15 protein-coding genes are annotated in these 19568 nt (G+C 59.4%); 9 read left to right on the forward strand and 6 right to left on the reverse strand.

From position 1 onward, the window contains the following. Positions 1–125 precede the first annotated feature (125 nt). On the reverse strand, positions 126–2213 hold the full coding sequence (locus ACVWWJ_RS17520; protein WP_456968882.1) for a prolyl oligopeptidase family serine peptidase: 2088 nt from the start codon (positions 2211–2213) through the stop codon (positions 126–128). 137 nt (positions 2214–2350) lie between these two features. Between ACVWWJ_RS17520 and ACVWWJ_RS17525 the strand changes: the two genes are divergently transcribed. The 5 genes from ACVWWJ_RS17525 to ACVWWJ_RS17545 all read left to right on the forward strand — a co-directional run bounded on the left by ACVWWJ_RS17525 (position 2351) and on the right by ACVWWJ_RS17545 (position 9040). Beyond that, positions 2351–3691: a hypothetical protein gene (locus ACVWWJ_RS17525; protein WP_456968883.1), complete on the forward strand. Its 1341-nt coding sequence runs from the start codon at positions 2351–2353 to the stop codon at positions 3689–3691. Between the two features lie 30 nt (positions 3692–3721). Further along, a complete protein-coding gene (locus tag ACVWWJ_RS17530; protein ID WP_456968884.1) occupies positions 3722–4156 on the forward strand; it encodes a pilin in 435 nt (144 codons plus the stop codon). A gap of 315 nt (positions 4157–4471) precedes the next feature. Continuing rightward, complete coding sequence (locus tag ACVWWJ_RS17535; RefSeq protein WP_456968885.1) at positions 4472–4945, forward strand: pilin; 474 nt, start codon at positions 4472–4474, stop codon at positions 4943–4945. A gap of 145 nt (positions 4946–5090) precedes the next feature. Beyond that, positions 5091–7085, forward strand: a complete 1995-nt coding sequence (locus tag ACVWWJ_RS17540) for a tetratricopeptide repeat protein (RefSeq protein ID WP_456968886.1) — start codon at positions 5091–5093, stop codon at positions 7083–7085. Then, on the forward strand, positions 7082–9040 hold the full coding sequence (locus tag ACVWWJ_RS17545; protein ID WP_456968888.1) for a hypothetical protein: 1959 nt from the start codon (positions 7082–7084) through the stop codon (positions 9038–9040). The genes ACVWWJ_RS17540 and ACVWWJ_RS17545 overlap by 4 nt, the downstream gene beginning before the upstream one ends. A 1253-nt stretch (positions 9041–10293) precedes the next feature. Here ACVWWJ_RS17545 and ACVWWJ_RS17550 read toward each other — a convergent pair. The 5 genes from ACVWWJ_RS17550 to ACVWWJ_RS17570 form a co-directional block, all read right to left on the reverse strand. After that, a complete protein-coding gene (locus tag ACVWWJ_RS17550) occupies positions 10294–10818 on the reverse strand; it encodes a class I SAM-dependent methyltransferase (protein ID WP_456968889.1) in 525 nt (174 codons plus the stop codon). Further along, positions 10815–11837 (reverse strand): glycosyltransferase family 4 protein, encoded by a 1023-nt coding sequence (locus ACVWWJ_RS17555; protein ID WP_456968890.1) that lies wholly within the window; start codon positions 11835–11837, stop codon positions 10815–10817. Before ACVWWJ_RS17555 ends, ACVWWJ_RS17550 begins: the two co-directional genes overlap by 4 nt. A gap of 26 nt (positions 11838–11863) precedes the next feature. Then, positions 11864–12961 (reverse strand): glycosyltransferase family 4 protein, encoded by a 1098-nt coding sequence (locus tag ACVWWJ_RS17560; RefSeq protein WP_456968891.1) that lies wholly within the window; start codon positions 12959–12961, stop codon positions 11864–11866. 74 nt (positions 12962–13035) lie between these two features. Further along, positions 13036–13758, reverse strand: coding sequence for a methyltransferase domain-containing protein (locus ACVWWJ_RS17565; RefSeq protein ID WP_456968893.1), 723 nt, complete (start codon positions 13756–13758; stop codon positions 13036–13038). Continuing rightward, the gene (locus tag ACVWWJ_RS17570) at positions 13758–14627 is read right to left on the reverse strand and encodes a glycosyltransferase family 2 protein (protein WP_456968894.1); all 870 of its coding nucleotides are present in this window, start codon (positions 14625–14627) and stop codon (positions 13758–13760) included. The genes ACVWWJ_RS17565 and ACVWWJ_RS17570 overlap by 1 nt, the downstream gene beginning before the upstream one ends. Before the next feature lie 170 nt (positions 14628–14797). On the opposite strand from ACVWWJ_RS17570, the gene pilB reads away from it, so the two are divergent. From pilB to coaE, 4 genes are all read left to right on the forward strand, one after another. Then, on the forward strand, positions 14798–16525 hold the full coding sequence (gene pilB, locus ACVWWJ_RS17575; RefSeq protein ID WP_456968895.1) for a type IV-A pilus assembly ATPase PilB: 1728 nt from the start codon (positions 14798–14800) through the stop codon (positions 16523–16525). Between the two features lie 144 nt (positions 16526–16669). After that, positions 16670–17935: a type II secretion system F family protein gene (locus ACVWWJ_RS17580; RefSeq protein WP_456968896.1), complete on the forward strand. Its 1266-nt coding sequence runs from the start codon at positions 16670–16672 to the stop codon at positions 17933–17935. A gap of 82 nt (positions 17936–18017) precedes the next feature. After that, positions 18018–18887, forward strand: coding sequence for a prepilin peptidase (locus ACVWWJ_RS17585; RefSeq protein WP_456968897.1), 870 nt, complete (start codon positions 18018–18020; stop codon positions 18885–18887). After that, complete coding sequence (coaE, locus tag ACVWWJ_RS17590; protein ID WP_456968898.1) at positions 18884–19489, forward strand: dephospho-CoA kinase; 606 nt, start codon at positions 18884–18886, stop codon at positions 19487–19489. Before ACVWWJ_RS17585 ends, coaE begins: the two co-directional genes overlap by 4 nt. Positions 19490–19568 lie beyond the last annotated feature (79 nt).

Raw genomic sequence — 19568 nt, forward strand, 5'->3', positions numbered from 1 at the left:
CCATCTTGGAGCCCTCAACTATCAGCGACGTTAGCCGAGGACGTGGCCGGGTCGCAAGATACACCCAAAAGAAAACGGCGACCCGAAGGCCGCCGCTGTTGTTAAACCTGCTTATGGGGGTAAGCTTATTTCGTCTGCGGCGCAGTCCACTCCTTCAGCCACTCATTCACCGTCTCGTGCCACTGCACACTGTTCTGCGGCTTGAGCACCCAATGGTTCTCATCCGGGAAGTGCAACAGCTTGCTCGGGATGCCACGACGTTGAAGCGCGGTGAACGCGCCCAAGCCTTGGGTTTCCGGAATGCGGAAGTCCTTGCCGCTGTGGATCACGAGCATCGGGACGCGCCAGTCCTTCACGTGGTTGATCGGGTTGAAGCGCTCGTAGTTTTCCGGGTGCTCGTACTGCGTGCCACCGTTCTCTTTTTCTTCAAACCAGAGCTCTTCGGTGTCGTAGTACATGGCGCGAGCATCGAAGACCCCGTCGTGATCGACGAGGCACTTCCACGGCTGGTTCCACACGCCTGCGATCCAGTAAACCATGTAGCCACCGTAGCTCGCGCCAAGGGCGCAGGCACGGTCGCCGTCGAGAAAGCTGTACTTCGAAAGAGCAGCGCTCCAGCCGGCCTTGAGGTCTTCGAGCGGCTTGCCGCCCCAGTCACCTGAAATTGCGTCAGTGAACTTCTGGCCGTAGCCGGTGGAACCGTGGAAGTTCACCGTAACGACGGCGAAGCCCTGCCCTGCATACGTCTGGGCATTCCAGCGATAGCTCCAGCTGTTGGTCATCGCACCCTGCGGACCTCCATGGATGACGAAGGCGACCGGATAGGTCTTGCCGTTCTTGTAGCCTACCGGCTTGACCACATAGCCCTGCACGCTGTCGCCGTTCGCACCCTTGAAGGTGAAGAACTCGAAGTCGCCGGTCTGTGCGCCCTTGATGCGCTTGGCATTGAAGTGCGAGACCTGCTTGAGGCTCTTGCCTTTGACGTCTGCCGTGTAGAGATCGGCGGGACGCTTCAGGTCGTCACGAGTGAGCAGCACCTTGTTGCCGCTGATCGAGAAGCCGCTGATCGAGCCGTCGGTGACCAGGGTGGTCGCCTTGCCCGTTGCCACGTCGATCGCGAACAGCGGGTGCTGGCCGTTATCGTCGGTGGTCGTATAAAGCGTCTTGCCGTCTGCCGACACAGTAAGGGACCCAGCCGACCGGTCCCAGGACGGGTCGACTTCGTGCTTCGAGCCCGACGCGATGTCCAGAGCCCAGATGCCAAAACGATCCGCTTCCGAGCCCGGATCCTTCATAGCCGTATAGAAGAGCGTCTTCCCGTCAGGCGACACCACCGGATTCGCATCCCAGGCCAGATTGTCGGCCGTGAGATTCGTCGGAGCAGCCGAGCCATCAGCAGGCACGCTATAGACATCGAAATTGGTCGACCAGGGTTCCGTCTTGCCGGCAATGCGTGCGTCGAAGTACACGGTCTTGCCGTCCGGCGAGAAGGTGAACTCGTCTTCGCCACCGAAGGGCTTGCTCGGGACATCACCGTCGATGCCTTTGCTCAGCAGCAGCGGCTGCGAGGCATTGCTGGCGTCAGCAATATAGAGCTGGTTGCGACGGCCGTCGGCCCAGGTGTCCCAATGGCGGACGAAGAGCTTGTCGTAGACCGTACCGGTTGACTTTTCCTTCTCGCGGCCGTCGAGGCGCTCCTTGGTGCAGGCCAGGTCGGCGCAGTCGGTAAAGACCTCGTAACTCAGGAGCAGCTTCGAGCCGTCCGGCGAGAGCTTGAACGAGCCGACATCGAGCGGAGCCGTGGTCACGGCATCGCCCGTACGGACGGTCAGGGCCAGGCCCTTGGCGTTGTCGGCGTCGAAAGCGCGATGCCAGACCTGGGCCACCCCATCCTTTGGAGCCGAATAGAAGATGGACTTACCATCCGGCGCCCAACGGGGCGACGAACCCTTCTCCACCACCTTGACCGGCTGCGGCGGCTTATTGAGATCCATCACATAGATAGATGTCACGCCCTTGTTGGCGGCGTAATCCGTGGCACGCACGGTAAACAAGGCATAGCGCCCGTCCGGCGACAGCTGCGGATCCCCTACCCGATCCATCATGACCAGGTCGCGGATCGAGAACGGGTGCGCGGTGGCGTTGTCAGCGTCGGCGGCCAGGACAGGGCCGGACGCCAGCGCGAGGGCCAGCGCGGCGAATAGAAGTTTCATAGGGGCTCCCTTGGTAAGGCCGCTGGGGACGGTACGGCCTGTGCGGCCCCGACGCAAGCGACATTACCTGCAAGCGAGTAGCTTTGGCCTTTACGATCACAGGCCTAACGACATACAGTCGTTCGCAGGGGGCAAACTTGAGCAGTTCAGCCGCGGACAAAAATTGGTCGGTAATCGTCATCGCCACATTGGCGGCTCTCGCCCTGCGCGCCTGGTTCGTCACTGCCGCGCATATCGACATTCCCAACCGAGGAGATGCCGGCGAGTACATCGCCTATGCGACGAACCTCGTGCAACATCAGGTCTTTTCCGTCGCATCGGGAAATATGTCGGCTCGTCCCGATAATTACAGGGACCCGGGCTACCCACTATTCTTGTCATTCTGGGTCACCTTCATTCACGACCCATCCCTCCGCTATACGTCGGTGCAATGGGCCCAGGCCTTGCTCAGCTCACTTACTGTTTCGGCTTATCTTCTGTTGGCCCGCCGCTGGCTGACACTACCTTGGCTAATCTTTTGCGCCGCACTACTCGCCTTCTGGCCACACTCAATCACGATGCCTGCGTACGTGCTAAGCGAAACCCTCCTGGGATTTCTCGTGGCTGCAGGCTTGTGCCTACTGGCTGAAGGGGCTGCGCGAGAGCAGGGTCGATGGCTGATGTGCGGCGCGGCAGCCTTCGGTCTGGCGGGGCTCACCAATGTGGTGATGGCTCCGTTCCTTCCCTTGCTGGCGGCAATAGCGTGGTTCACGCACCCGAGTCGACGGAATGCATTCGCACTCATCCTTTTGACCTCGCTCACTCCGCCTGCATGCTGGGCAATCCGAAATGCCCTCATTGTGCAGGGGAGTGCGGCGAGCTCTCGGGCTATCATAAACCTCGTGCAGGGCTCATGGCCGGAATACCACGACGCATGGCGGGCATCACTTCAGGGAAACGCTGCCGGAAAGGCGACAAGCGCATGTATCGAGGAGGAGGTCAGAGCTGCCATTCACTCTCCATCGGATGGAGTAATCAGCATCCTAAAACGCATCGACAAGCAGCCTCTGCGCTACATCGGATGGTACGCCTCGAAACCAGCCCTACTTTGGGACTGGAACATGCGAATCGCCGCCGCACCACTTTATGTGTTCCCAACGCAGGACTCCGCCCTCGAATCCGGTGACGTGTTGCGAATGCTTGTACGCGCCCTGAAGGCACTCAACCCGTGGATCGGAGTGCTGGCGTTTACTGGTTGTGGCATCGCTCTTTGGGGCCTGCGGACTTACGACGCTGCGATTACCGCTTTGCTTCTGCTACATGCGACCCTGATCTATGGTCTATTTCAATCGGAGCCTCGGTATGCCGTGCCCTTTCGAGGCGCAGAAATCGTAATGTCGATCCTGGCAATGGCTTGGGTGACTGGGACTTTGGCGAACAACGTCACATTCCTAATGGTCAGCCGGAAAAACCTTCGGCGATGGTACGGATCGTGCTGAATGTCTGGAACATTCCGCGAAGAATCAGCCATGTTACCGACCAAGCACACCAATGGCTTCACCCTGATCGAGCTCATGATTGTCGTGGCGATCATTGCCATCCTGGCTGCGATCGCCATTCCGGCATATCAGGACTATGCCGTGCGCGCGCAAGTCTCGGAGGGCATAAACCTTTCCACGGGCGCTAAGACAGCGGTGTGGGACTTTTTTGCCGACAAGGGTCGTTTCCCATCGGCCAATGGTTCAGCCGGCCTTGCGACCGAAACATCCATCGCCGGCCAATTCGTCTCCGCCGTACGCGTCACGGACGGAGCGATCAAGGTGTTCTACAACACGGGAAGGTCCAACCCTGACGTCCAGTCCAGTGCGCTCGTGCTGTCCCCGGTCACAAGCGCTGGCGCGATCGCCTGGGTGTGCAGGGGATCGCCCATGAATGCCCGGTACCTCCCGAGCGCCTGCCGGTAACGCGCCAATGCAAAGTGACGCTAAGTGTCACCTTGTGACGCGGAGTGTCATGACTCAGCGCATTGAAAAAGCAAGAAATTTTCCTGTTGCTCAACAGACGTGACACCCGGCACAATTCCGGCACGCGCAGTATGAGGAAATATGCGCCGTCACCCATGGCATGCAACATGCAGGTGACATCACGAGCTTCCTGGTCGTTCCTGACCACGTGAGTGAAAGGGGATCGGGCACCTTCCTAGGGGGATCCGATACCGGGGCTCAGGGGGCATCACAAACTTGGTTAGCTAACCACCTTTACCAAAGATAGGAACCGCCATGAAGACTGTGCAGAAGGGCTTTACCCTGATCGAACTGATGATCGTCGTCGCGATCATCGCCATCCTGGCCGCCATCGCTATCCCGGCTTACCAGGACTACACCATCCGCTCGCAGGTGACGGAAGGCCTCAGCCTGGCTGATGGCGCCAAGACAGCGGTTGCCGAGTTCTATACGAACAGGGGCGTCCTCACGAACACCGGCCAGAATTTGTCGGTTGGCTTGGCCACGGCCGGAAGCATCGGCGGTAGCTACGCTCAGAGCGTGACGGTCGAGACCACGGGCATCATCACCGTGAAGTACGGCAAGACTGGCGCGACCAACGGCTTCGGCACAAAGGCGAATTCGAAGATCGATGGCAAGCAGCTGGTGCTGTCGCCGATCACCAAGGCTGGCAGCCTGTCATGGACCTGCAAGGTCGCAGCTGCAACGCCGCTCGAAACGAAATACCTGCCGTCCAGCTGCCGCCCGTAATATGTGATTGATTCCGACGACCGTGCGGAAATCATCAGAAAGGCCGCTTATGCGGCCTTTCTTTTGTAAAAAAAGCCGCGGTAGCGGCTTTTTTTTAAAGTCACGTGGCACCATAGCGATGACGTTTCAGAATAGACATAACTCCATGCACATTCGCACGGCAGGGTTCGTCGGGCTATGCATCCTTCTCATCCTGACATGGATTGCTTATCGACCGGGTTTGACAGGCCCCTTCCTCTTCGACGATTACGCCAACCTGCCGAGCTTGGGCGAAGGTGGTCCGGTAACCGACGTAGCAAATTTTTTTCGTTACATCACATCGGGAACCGCCGATCCAACCGGCCGTCCCGTCGCGCTAGCGAGCTTCCTGCTCGATGCCCACAACTGGCCCGCCTCGCCTTACCCATTCAAACGCACAAACCTCATTCTTCATCTGTTGAACGGCGCTTTGCTTTTTCTCTTGTTGCGGCGACTCGGGCAGCATGTCGGGCGCGAAAATAGTGCTTTGCGAATCGAGCTCGCAGCACTTATTGCAACAGCTTGCTGGCTCCTGCATCCATTACTTGTCTCGACCACACTGTATGTTGTGCAGAGGGAGGCGATGCTTCCGGCCATGTTCACGCTTGTGGGCATGTTGGGCTGGCTTTCTGGGCGAGCGCGCCTGAGCCGAGGTATGTACCGCTCCGGCTCGGCCCTTATCGTCGCGGCGATCGTACTGGGCACGCTACTCGGCGCTCTATCGAAAGCTAACGGCATCCTATTGCCTGTCTTCGTCCTTCTGATCGAATACTTTCTGCTGCAAGATGCCAGCCCCCTCCGGGACGCTCAGGCTGTAAGGACGAATCGAAAACTTCTCGGCATTCTCTGCGTGCCGTTAACTATCATCATCGCTCTTGGCCTGCTGACAGTCGGCGCCCAGGGGCTGTTGCATGGCATTTCGCAAAGGCCCTGGACGCTCTCCGAGCGACTGATGACCGAGCCGCGTGTGTTATGGGACTACCTTCGGTTGCTGTGGCTTCCAAGCCCGTTTACCGCTGGCGTATTCAACGACCAATTCCTGGTCTCGACATCTCTAATCCGGCCCTGGACCACCTTACCCGCAGGTGTGGGACTGGGTGCACTGATCCTATTTTCATGGCGAGCGCGCCGCCGACATCCCGCCATCAGCACGGCGATGGCTTTTTTTCTCGTCGGGCATGTCATCGAGTCGACGACGATTCCGCTTGAGCTTTACTTCGAACACCGAAACTATGTTCCCGCCATGCTCATGTTTTGGCCATTGAGCTTATGGCTCGCTGGCGTGACCGACTGCAAACCTAGCAAGGTAACTCTGCCCCTCGGCCTCAGGGCGGCCATTGCTGCCGTCGTCATCCTGGGACTGGGCTTGATGACTTATTCGGGCGCGCAGCTATGGGGTAACAGCCGAGACCAAGCCGAGTTATGGGCCGTACTCAATCCAGACTCACCTCGCGCCCAAGTGAATGCTGCGCTAAGCGAGATCGCGCATGGAGATCCAGCCCGTGCGATCAATCGTCTCGAGCCCATGCTGGAGGGGCACCCTGATGAAATACAGCTCGCGTTGAACTTGTTGGCTGCGCGCTGCGCAACCGGATCACTATTGCCATCAGATCTGGAACGGGCACGAATAGCGATGCGGACTGCTCGCGATCCTGGCACACTCCTCGTGTCCTGGTTCGGTCGGGCAATTGCGGAGCAAAAGACTGGAGCATGCCCACCGCTCGATCTCGATGCGCTTGACTCATTGCTCGCGTCGGGCGCCCAGAACCCATACTTCTCCGCAGGGCGTCAGCAGGACTTGGCTTACGTTGAAGGCCTTATCGCGATTCAACGCAAATATCCGGTGGAGGCCCTTCGCGCCTTCAATCGCTCGTTGGCGCTCGAACCACGGTTGGGACTTGCCCTCGAGCAGGCGGCCACGCTAGGTTCCGCAGGCTATGCTGCCGAGGGACTCGAGCATCTCGCCGCGTTCGACTCAATCCCGATAACCTCGAAGCCAGGGATTGGCATGCCTGCGTTGCACGCGCGGATACTGACGCATCAAGGGTATTGGGCCCGCGAGCGAGCCCATCTCGACAGCACGTTGCGAAACGACCTACTCCGCAAACAGGAACACCCATGACGCTCGCTCGCCTGTATCGATGGTCCCAACATCCTTGGTTATGGGTTGCTCTGGGCCTACTCGTGGCGACAGCTATTTACAGCCCTGGCCTGTCCGGAGGGTGGCTCTTCGACGACTATCCCAATATTGTCGACAACCCCGGCGTGCACCCTACGGGCCACGATCTGCCTAGCCTAGTCAATGCGGCGCTGTCGTCGCCATCCAGCGATTTCAAGCGGCCGCTCGCGTCGCTAAGTTTCGCATTGAATTACCTAGCTGCGGGCATGGATCCACCTTCCATGAAGGCCACCAACCTAGTCATCCACCTTGCCAATGGTTTGGTGGTTTTCTTAGTAGTCCGTCTATTGCTGCGCTTGGACGGTAGTCGCGAGCGCTCGTCATCCGATCGAAGGGCCGCCCTCTTAACGACGGCGTGGCTGTTGCTCCCCATCAATCTCACAGCTGTGCTCTACGTCGTCCAGCGCATGGAGAGCTTGTCTAACTTGTTCGTGCTTCTAGGTCTCTATTCGTATATGTGTGGCCGAGTGCGGATGCTTTCTGGACGCCCTGCACTATTCCTCTGCTGCGGCGGCGTAGTGCTTGGGACAGGGGTCGGAGTACTGGCGAAAGAAACCGCCGTCATGCTTCCGCTTTACGCACTAGCCGCCGAGGTGATCGTATTCCGCTGGAAACGACCCAAGAACGATGGAGGCTACAACACTGACGTTCGTCTCGTTGCGTTCTTCATACTGGTGCTCGCAGTCCCGCTGGTGATTGGTGCGGTGTGGCTTGAACCCGTCCTGCTGAATCCCGAAACCTGGGCACGTCGTGACTTCACTCTTGGAACCCGACTACTTACCGAAGCCCGCGTCGTCATCAGCTATATCGACTGGACATTGCTTCCGACGCCATCAGCCTTGTCCTTCTATCACGACGACTTTGTCGTATCACACAGCCTGCTCGAGCCATGGAGCACACTGATCAGTGTCGTGCTGCTTGCGAGCCTCCTAGGTGCTTCCGTTGTGATGCACCGCTCCCGGCCGCTCGCCGCCCTCGGAATCGCTTGGTACCTCGGCTCCCAGTTACTGACGGGAACAGTGCTTCCCTTGGAACTTGTTTACGAGCACCGCAACTATTTCGCGAGCATGGCGCTTTTGCTGGCGACCTTTGATCTCGTCACGTTCGGAATTGCGACGTGGCGCATCGGCTCCTGGGTGACTATTGTCATCGCCGCGCTATTTTTGCTCTGGCAGGGGAGTTTGACTTTGATCACAGCGAGGGCATGGGGCAATCCCCTGTCGCTTGCGCGAGAACTTGCCTACCGAGGACCGCATTCTCCACGTGCCCAGTATGAACTTGGACGGACGTACATCATCTATTCCGGATACGATCCGGCATCGCCGTTCGTGGCAGCTGCAGTAGCAACACTCGAACGCGCCGCCATCATCGATGGATCTTCCATCCTGCCAGAGCAGGCGCTAGTTTTCATGACCGCCCGAATGCATCGCCCGATTGATCCGACGTGGTGGCTGAGCATAAATAGTAAACTAACAAGTCGACCGCCTACCGTCCAGGACGAAAGTTCCCTCGACGCGCTTTCTACATGCTTGCGAAACGCGGCTTGCGACTTTGACCCGCATAGCCTGTTCGACGCTTATGTCGCAGCGCTTTCGCACCCTGGTCCGAGTCCCCGCCTTCTAGGCCTGTACGCAAACTTCGCGTGGAGTAGTTTGAACGACAGGCAGCTGGGAATCCGCATCCAAAAGCAGACAGTGGAAGCGGCGCCCAACGAGCCCGCCTACCGTATCGGTCTGGCGCGAATGGATATCACCGCTGGGGATTTTCCCAACGCCGAAACGCAAATCGACAGTTTGCGGCGCATGAATATTGGAGGGAGACTGGATAAGGACATCGCCGCCCTAAGCACAATGCTCATCGATGTCAAACAGAAGAAGGAGGTGACCACGGATGACTGACCCCGTGCCGCTGAGATCGCGGCTTCGCGATATCGCACGAAGTCCGTTAGCCTCGCGCACTGCGGTGGCGACGGGATTCCAGCTGCTGCGTTTATCTTTACAAGTCGCCCTGCTGGTCCTTCTGGCGCGCGCGCTGACGCCCGTTCAATACGGCGTTTTCGTGGGTGTCGCCGGCCTCGCGAGCGCTGTGGCCGGCCTTTCAGGACTCGGTACTGGGATGCTGATGGTGAAACAGGTTTCGCTGCGTCCAAGTCTATGGAATGCAACGTGGGCACACGCACTCCGAATGTTCATATCGACCGGAGCCGTACTATCCGCCGCGTTTGTCGCGACCGCCCCCTTATTGTTACACGTGTCTCTCCCAGTCTCGGCACTGGCATGCATCGCCTTGTCCGAACTGGTCTGTGTGCCGCTGCTATATCTTGGCTCTTTTGCATTTCAGGCCTTCGAGCGCATTGCCTGGTCAGCCGCACTCCCATGCTTTATGGGAGCCTGCCGATTAACGGGCGTCGTCGCCTTCCTTGTCCTCGGTACGACACGCACGCTCGCAGAATACCTGGTGTTTCACGCAGTCGCATCCGCGACCGCGACTGCCTGCTCATTGGCACTCGTTCGACTAATGTTACGTCCCTCTAAGGTCTCTTCGGGTATCCCTAGAGGGACCACACTCGAAGCCCTTCGCTTCTGCGCCAGCTGGTTCAGTAACAATGCTCTAGTAGAAATGGACAAGTCGCTAGCTGTGCGCTTTGGCACGCCGGCCACCGCCGCCGCATACGCGCTGGCCTACAGATTAGCCTCAGCGCTCTCCACTCCGACGACGTCACTCGTTATGAGCGCACAACCTCGATTGTTCGCCGCGGGAAAAGCGCAACGTCAGCGCCTATCATTGCATATCGTCCTCGCAGCCACAGCGTGTTCTATGGCAGCATGTGCAGCGATGGTCGTACTGGCGCCCCTGCTCCCTTGGATATTCGGAGCGGCATATCAGGAGGCAAATCACTTTGGCCTACTTTTGGCCCTACTGCCCCTGGCATTCGGCATCCGCTTTGTCCTCGGGAGTCTACTCGTGGCAGAAGGACACCCCGGCGTTCGCGCTTTACTCGAAGCAATGGGTACGGTCGTGATGATCGTGGCAGGAGCGATACTCATTCCACGCTTCGGCGCAGAGGGGATGGTTGGCATGATCATGGCCGCAGAAATCAGTGTCGTTATCGCGGCGACGATCGCGTTGGCCATGTTAAGGCCGCGGAGGGTCAGTCCGGACGACCAAGATGTTTTCGTACTTCCAGAGTAAAGAGAATGGATGCCATCGGGATGAACTTGCTCAGCAGGTTGTCGGTCAATCTCGGAACCTTCGACAGCAACCTGTAGAGGAAAGGAATCAGGTAGGGCGTGTACTGCCTGTCGATCATCACGAACCCTCGTGACGTGTAGTCGCCGTAGATCTCGCCATCCGTAACGAAGTGATCGAGCGTTCGCCAGGCGTAGCCGCGCTGATGGGTGATGTCTTCATAGAGGGCTGCACTTCTAAAATGGGGCACGCGAATGATGACGCGTGCGCCGTGCCGACCGATGCGGTGGAGCTCCTGCATCACCCTTATCGGCTCGTGCAGGTGCTCTAAGACATTCATGCACCGGATCGCATCGAACGTGTCGTCGGCAAAAGGATAGGGCATGCTTTCAAGATCATGTCGGATGTCTGCTTTTACGGAATAGAAATCGACATTTACTGCACCGTCCAGGTAGTCGTTGCCGGAACCCAGGTTCAATGTCTTCATAGCTTCCGCTCCGCGTCATGCACATCCCTGAGATCGTTGTATAAGTCGATATAAGCATCCACACCTTTTTCCTCCGAAAAGTGCGCCAAGGCACGCTCACGCCCGGCGCGCCCCATCGTCCCCGCCAATCCGGGCTCCGTCGCTAGGCGTTGCGCTGCGCACGCCATCCCTTGAACATCATCGACTGCGACCATGAACCCGGTCAGCTGGTGGGCGATAATTTCATCGACCGCGCCACAGGCAAACGCTATCACAGGCTTCGCACATGCCATCGCTTCGAGGGCCGCATAGCCGAAGCCCTCGTACCTCGACGGAACCAGCACCGCGTCGCAATCACGGTAAGCCTCCACCAGTTGGTCTGTGGAAAGGCGCCCTAGGTGCCTTATAGCTCCGGCCCCCGCGACTTCGCCCCCCCCCCTCAATCCGCCCGTGCAGAGGATTTCGAATCCGGATCCGAGGAGCTCGGCGAGACGCGGTATAACGTCTGCACCCTTACGAAATGACCTGTTCCCCACGAAAAGAAGTCGAAATGGATCGTGCGCCGCGCCGTCGCGTATGGCCGAGCACCCTGGAGAAAAATGCTTCGCGTCGACCCACAGAGGAATCATCACCTGCCTGGTGTTCGGCGCCGCCCTTTGAAGCACGCGCTCTGTGAATCGACTCGGCGAAACCAACGTCGAGGCCACCGAAAAAGACCGTTTTGAAGCTCGGCCTGTCACGGCCAGCTGGTAAGCGTGCTGAACGATGGTTTTATAAGGCCGATATGCTGGATCAAGAACGTAGTGATGTTCGGAAACAACAAGAGGCACACCATGCCGCCGGAAGGCGAAAGCGTTGAGGCCGTTGGAGTGGATGATATCGACGTCTGAGGGCATCCGCTGAAAGACAAGCGCCTCCGGAAGGAACTCGTATGGTCGATTGAACCAGTCAATGGTGACTACGACTCCTCGACGACGAAGACCTTCGGCAAGACGCTCGATGAACACATCTGAACCGCTGTTGCCGCGAATGTTGGGCATCCAGACGTGTAATGGCCTACGGTCCGTCATTCGGCAATCTCTGGCGCGAGCGCCTCACGTATCGACTCAGCGAAGACTGGCCATGCAAAGCCGGCCGCGAACTTGCGGCACTTTTCCGTCACGCTGGTATCGTCCTCGGTCATCCTTTGCACTAGTCGCTGCACAAGCTCTTTGTAATCTCCCGCCCGCACGAGAGATCCGCTCGCCGGGTCGTCGATAGCGTCTGCGACGCCCCCCACTGCAAATGCGACCGTTGGAACACCGTAGGCAGCGGCCTCGATAGAAACCATGCCGAAACCTTCCACATCACCTATGACCTCGATGCCTGGAAATACGTGGACCGTCGCTGCGCTGAATGCTGCGCGTAGTTCGGACTCAGACACGGGCCCGAGGAGACGCACTGACGCACTTGCGCCAACTGAGCGTAGTGCCGCCTCCACTCGCGCTAGTTGTCCTACGCCTGAAGCATTCAATGCATCGGGCGCTTCGTCACCGACAACTACTAAGCGTGCGTCTGGTTGAAGCTCCAGCAAGGGCAAAAGTGCTCGCTCGATGAACTCGACGAGCCCCTTCCGATTAGTCAGCCGTCCTACCGAAAGTACGATCGGGCCAGAGCCTAGGCCATGCTTAGTTCGAAAGAAGGCTGCGTCGGCCCTCCGATCAGACAGGTCAACGGGAAGCGATACTCCGGGAAAGACAATGCGCAATCGCGACCGATTGACCCCCGCCCTTATCGCAAGGTCTCGCGTGTTATGGCTGTTGACGACGCACACGTTAACCCGTCGTATCGCAGGCAACCAAAGCATCCGATAAATTTGGCTTGTTACAACGATATCCAGGCCATGCAGGTAAACCGCGTGCCTGACGCCGGAAAGCCAACCGACCGTCAGCACCAGGGGGGCGACGAGGCCGCTCCCTCCCAATATGAGGGACGGCCGGTCAACGAATGCACGCCACATACCTGCGAACAAACCCCACAACAGATAGGACGTCAGTCCCGGAAACGGGCAACAGACGACGCGAACCGAAGGTGCGTCGTCAATGCGACTGCCTTTCGGCGCAATTACAGTCACGCGGTATTCGGCCGAAAGCGCCTCCGCCATATGCGCGTTCAGACGTTCCATTCCCCCGCGCAGGGGAGGCAAATTACGAGTCATAAGAAGCAGGGAACGAGAGCGGCCCACGTCGGACTCCGTATCTATGGCTCGCTCCGTTGACAAAAATGATATACCTGATATTGCCAGGGCAAGGGCCACGTCATCAAGGCCACAGCCTGCAATGCGCGAAGCGGCCAAGTAATGCCCTTGCCCATGGTGATCCAGGAAATACTCAACGGATGAAGGTCCCGTAATCGACGTGTCACGGTCAAGCCATTGGACGCAAACAATGCGGCCCAGGCCACGAGCGATTGCACGTCCTCCTTGATGCGAGCTTGCTGAGTGCCTCGATAAAGGCCAAGTCGTCGCGTCAGGAATCCAGCGTTGGGGACAAGAAGCACAAATTGTGCGCCAGGCCGCGCCACGCGGAGCATCTCCCGCAAAGCTGCGGGCTTGTCGACAAAATGCTCCAATGAGCCCATGCACGTAACAACGTCGAAGCTCGCATCCGCAAAAGGAAGAACCTCAGCCGCACCCACATGGAAGTCGCCAGCCGGATAGCGCCCGCGACAGGCTTCAATGGCGCGCGTGGAGAGATCGATGCCGCTGATCACGGATGCTCCACGATCTCGAAAGTAACCAAGCCAGTCGCCAAGGCCGCAAGCTACGTCGAGCACAGCCTTTCCCCTGATGTCTCCCAATAACGCTGCTGCACGGCGAGAGTGCCAAGGCAAGCGGTGCGCAACCTGGCCACCCGCGTAATACTCCTCGTCATAGAACTTTCGGATCTGCTCGATTTCGCTCGATTCGTCTGCGATGTTCATCAACGACGCTCCGCCACGTCACTCGGTCGATAGGTCAGTGAGGTTATTTGTTCGGAAACCAGACCGATCAGGAATACGATCACCGATGCGCTCCACATGAGCGTGCTGCCGTTTGTAAGGCGTCCTTCGTGGATGTACGTCCAGGCATAATTGATGCAGCCGAGCAAGAAAAACACCAAGCTGACGGGAAAGAACAACTTCAAGGGCGAATAGAGGGTCGCAATCTTGAAAATGATCAGGAGGAATCGCACGCCGTCCTTCAGCGGCTTGATGTGACTTTTACCGACCCGTTGACCGGCCTTGATCGGCTCATACGCCACTCCATAGGCGCTACGGAAGAAAGCCATCGTGCTAGTGGTTGGGTATGAGAATCCGTTGGGCAGAAGATGAATGAACTCGCGAAAACGGCTTGCCCGGACAGCGCGGAAACCGGAAGTCAGGTCAGCTACCGCTTGGCCCGTCATTCTGCTGGCCAACCAGTTATAGACAGTGTTAGCTACACCTCGACCAACCCCGGCTTGACTTTCCCAATCTCGAGCGCCGACGACCATGTCGTAGCCTTGATCGAGCCGCGCGAGCAGGCGCTGGATATCTGCCGGGTCATGCTGACCGTCTCCATCCATGAAGACGAGTAACTCCCCGGATGCCGCCCGGGCGCCACGCTTGATGGCTGCCCCGTTCCCCATGGAGTAGGGCGAAGACAAGCAGGTCAGGCCCAATGAGGCACACACTACGCGCGTGTCGTCGGTGGAACCATCGTCCACGACGATGATCTCAGCCTCCGGCTGGGCAGAGGTAAGGCGGGGCAAAAGGTCTTTCAGTGCGGCCGCCTCATTCTTGGCGGGCAGGATAATGCTGATACGGCTCAAGAGAATTCCCCGGTGATCGTTGAATCATAAGGGATATCCACGCCAGATAACGAGAATTCCGCCGCAGCGTTCACAGAATCGCGACGCGAGGGGCTTCGCGCGTGGATACGTGACCGGAAGCAGAATCTGGAGTAGATTCAGCGGCGTATCTCGGGGAAACGGGACCCAAAATGGCTTCACAAATGCAGGCGCCCATGCTGGCAGGTCTGACGGGTATGGCGCGTCGGTTAGTCACCGAGGGCGTCCTGCCCGAGGTCGATGTGCGCAAGGCAGTCCAGGACGCGGCGGAGAAGCGGGTATCACTGTCCGCCTGGCTCGTTGATCACAACCTGGTCGACAGCGCGAGGCTGTCCCAGGTGGCTTCGTCCGAGTTCGGCATGCCGCTGATGGACATCGCCAACATGGTCACGGCCAACATGCCGCTGGACCTGGTCACCGAGGCCCTGATTACCAAGCACCAGGCGCTACCCCTGTTCAAGCGTGGCAAGCGCCTGTTCGTCGGCATCGCCGACCCCATGCAGTCGCACGCGCTGGACGAGATCAAGTTTCACTCGAACCATATGGTCGAGCCGGTCCTGGTCGAGCGCGGCCAACTGCGCCGCATCATCGACAGCGCTCTGGCAGCGATGAACTCCCAGGTCGCCGGCTACGAGGACGGCACCCTTGATGAGCTATCCCTCGAAGGCGGCGACGAAGACGGCGAAACGACGACCGGCATCGACGCTACTGCCGGTGACGACGCCCCGATCGTCAAGTTCGTGAACAAAATTCTGGTCGACGCAATCAAGCGCGGCGCCTCTGATATCCACTTCGAACCCTTCGAAACCGTCTACCGCGTGCGCCTGCGCATGGACGGCATCCTTCGTGTGGTCGCCACCGCGCCTATCAAGCTGGGCAACCGCTTCGCCTCGCGCCTGAAAGTGATGAGCGGTCTGGATATCGCCGAGCGACGCATCCCGCAGGACGGTCGCATCAAGCTCAACCTCACCAAGACCCGTGCCATCGACTTCCGCGTCAGCACCCTGCCGACCCTGTTCGGCGAGAAGATCGTGCTGCGTATTCTCGACGGCTCCTCGGCGAAACTGGGCATCGACAAACTCGGCTACGAGGAGGTCCAGAAGAACCTCTACCTCGACGCCATCGAGAAACCTTACGGCATGGTGCTGGTCACCGGCCCCACCGGTTCGGGTAAGACGGTATCGCTGTATACGGCGCTAAACATTCTCAACACCGAGGGTCGCAACATCTCCACGGTGGAAGACCCGGTCGAAATCCGTGTCGAGGGCATCAACCAGGTTCAGCAGAACGTAAAGCGCGGCATGACCTTCGCCGCCGCACTGCGTTCCTTCCTGCGTCAGGATCCGGACGTGATCATGGTCGGCGAGATCCGTGACCTGGAGACAGCCGAAATCGCGGTGAAGGCGGCCCAGACGGGCCACATGGTCCTGTCCACCCTGCATACCAACGACGCGCCGCAAACCATCGCCCGCCTGATGAACATGGGCATCGCGCCCTACAACATCATATCGTCGGTCACACTGATCATCGCCCAGCGCCTGGCCCGCCGCCTGCATGACTGCAAGCGCGAGATCGCCTTGCCCGCGACGGCCTTGCTCGCCGAGGGTTACACCCAGGAAGAAATCGACACCGGCTTCAAGGTGTATGAGGCCGTCGGCTGCGACAGCTGCAACGAGGGCTACAAGGGCCGTGTGGGCATTTATCAGGTGATGCCGCTGGTCGAGGACATCCAGAAGATCATTCTGGAGGGTGGCAACGCCATGCAAATCGGGGAGGTGGCCCGCAAGAACGGCATCAACGACCTGCGCGCGTCCGCCTTGCTCAAGGTCCGCAACGGTATGACCAGCCTGGCCGAGATCAACCGAGTCACCAAGGACTGACAACGATTTGGGCCTTCCGGCGCGTCCAAGATGTGCGCCAGACGGCAGAATCGCCGATGACTAAAGCTTCACACTAGAATAAGAACAGGGGCCGACCGATAGGGGGCGGTCCCCTGAAGCATCCATCCGGGGGAAGACCGCGCCATGGCTATCGCCACCGCCAGCAAGAATACGCGCGCCGTTGGCGCTGCTCGCAGCCAAATAAGCACGCTTGTCTCGTACGACTGGGTTGCCCTGGACAAGCGCGGCAAGCGCATGAAGGGTGACATGCAGGCGAAGAACGCCGCGCTGGTGAAGGCCGAGCTCCGCCGCCAGGGGATGAATCCCCAGACGGTCCGCGAGAAGTCCAAGCCTCTGTTCGGTTCGACCGGCAGCAAGGTCAAGCCACGCGACATCGCCATTTTCAGCCGCCAGCTCGCCACGATGATGGCTTCCGGCGTACCCATGGTGCAGTCGTTCGACATTATCGTGGATGGCCAGAAGAACGCTCGCCTGAAAGCCATTCTCCTTGACGTCAAGACGGCGATCGAGGGCGGTTCATCGCTGCACGAGGCCATGGGCCTTCATCCGATTCAGTTCGACGAGCTCTACCGCAACCTCGTCCACGCCGGCGAATCGGCCGGTGTGCTCGATACCGTGCTCGACACCGTGGCGACCTACAAGGAGCGCATGGAGAGCATCAAGGCCAAGATTAAGAAGGCCTTGTTTTATCCGATGATGGTCCTCGCCGTTGCCCTGCTGGTCACTACCATCCTGCTGCTCTTCGTCGTACCGGTCTTCCAGGATACCTTTAAGGATGCGGGCGCTGCCCTGCCCGCACCAACGCAGTTCGTGGTCTCGGCTTCGCATTTCATGCAGGATTATTGGTGGCTGGTGTTCGGCGGCCTTGCCGGTGGAATCACAGCCCTCGTGATGGCCAAGAAACGCTCACCAAGGTTCGCGCATTTCCTCGAACGGATCATGCTGCGCCTGCCCGTCATGGGCAACATCATGCATCAGTCAGCGATCGCTCGCTTCGCCCGCACGCTCGGCGTTACCTTCCACGCGGGTGTGCCGCTGGTCGAAGCGCTGGAAGCCGTGGCTGGTGCAACAGGCAGCATCATTTACGGCGAAGCCATCATGCAGATGCGTGACGACATCGCCGTGGGTCACCAGCTGCAGCTCGCCATGCGACAGACGAGTCTGTTCCCGAACATGGTGGTACAGATGACCGCCATTGGCGAAGAATCAGGCTCGCTCGATCACATGCTCTTCAAAGTGGCAGAGTTCTACGAAGAAGAAGTCAGCAACGCGGTCGACAACCTCGCGACGCTGCTGGAGCCTATGATCATGGTCATCCTCGGTGTGTTGGTAGGCGGCATGGTCATCTCGCTGTATCTTCCGATCTTCAAGCTGGCCGGCACGATCTGACCCTGGCTCGCCCGCGCCATGCACAATAGGAACCCTTCGCCCTCACCGGCGGAGGGTTTTTTCTTTGGATCACGGATTGCCCATGCCCGATTTGCCCCTTTCTCTCTGGATCGGTATCGCCGGTGTCTTCGGCTTGCTGGTCGGTAGCTTCCTCAACGTGGTGATCCTGCGAGTGCCCGAGCGCATGCAGGCGGACTGGCGCAAGCAGGCCCGCGAGGTGCTCGAGATCGAGGCGCCCGAGGAGCCGCGACCGCCGGGCATCGTGGTCGAGGGCTCGCATTGCCCCAAGTGCAAGCACGCCCTCGCCGCCCGCGACAACATCCCGGTGCTTGGCTGGCTGATGCTGCGCGGCCGTTGCCGCTACTGCCGCGAGCCCATCTCGGCGCAGTACCCGCTGGTGGAGCTGCTGACCGGTCTCGCCAGCGTCGCGGTGGTGTGGCGCTTCGGGCCGACGATCGGCGCTCTCGCCGCCCTGGCGATGACGTACTTCCTGATTGCCCTGTCGGGGATCGACGCACGCACCCAGTTCCTGCCGGACGAACTCAACTACCCACTGCTCTGGATCGGCCTGGGTCTCACCCTGATCCCGGGCTGGCAGGCGCTGCCCGTGTCGCCCTCGTCCGCGATCCTCGGCGCGCTGATCGGCTACCTCAGCCTGTGGAGCGTGTACTGGCTGTTCAAGCTGATCACCGGCAAGGAAGGCATGGGCCACGGCGACTTCAAACTGTTGGCTGCCCTGGGCGCCTGGATGGGGCCGATCGCCCTGCTGCCGATCATCATGCTGTCCTCGTTTATCGGCGCGCTGGTCGGCGGCAGCCTGATGCTGTTCCGCAAGCACCAGCGCGAGGTGCCGATTCCCTTCGGCCCCTACCTTGCGGCGGCCGGCTGGGTCTGGCTGCTCTTTGGCGACTCCCTGCTCGCCGGCTACATGCACCTGTCGGGGATGCGATGAGCGGTTTTGTCGTTGCGCTGACCGGTGGCGTTGCCTCGGGCAAGAGCTCGGTGGAGCGCTGTTTCGAGGCGCTCGGTGTGCGTGCTTACGACGCCGACGTTGCGGCCCGTGCCGTGGTCGAGCCGGGGTCGGAAGCGCTGGCAGAGATCGCTCGCGCGTTCGGCACGGATGCGCTCGACAGCGAGGGTCGGCTGGATCGCGCCGCCATGCGCAAGCGCGTATTCGACAACCTGCTGGCACGTACGACGCTGGAAGGGATTCTTCATCCGCGTATTCGTACGTGGCTGCATGAGGCGGTCGCCGCGGACACCGGGCCCTACTGCATTCTCTCCATTCCGCTGCTAGTGGAGAATCGCGCCAATTACGAGTGGGTGGACCGGGTTTTAGTGGTCGATGTGCCCGAGGCTGTGCAAGTTGAGCGATTAACCCGGCGGGATGGCGTCGACGACGCGCTGGCGCGAAAGATGATCGCGGCCCAGGCCTCGCGGGAGCGGCGGCTAGGGATTGCCGATGATGTGATTGTTAATGAGGGGTCGGAGGCGGAGTTGGCTGGGAAGGTGGCTGAGCTGCATGGGCGTTACGTCGAACTCTCCGCTCGGTAGCCGGGCCCCCGCCTTTTGTGGGAGCCGCTTCAGCGGCGATGCTTTTGGTGATGTCGCGAACTGGTTTTCGCCGATGAAT

The organism is Luteibacter sp. HA06 (assembly GCF_054061215.1).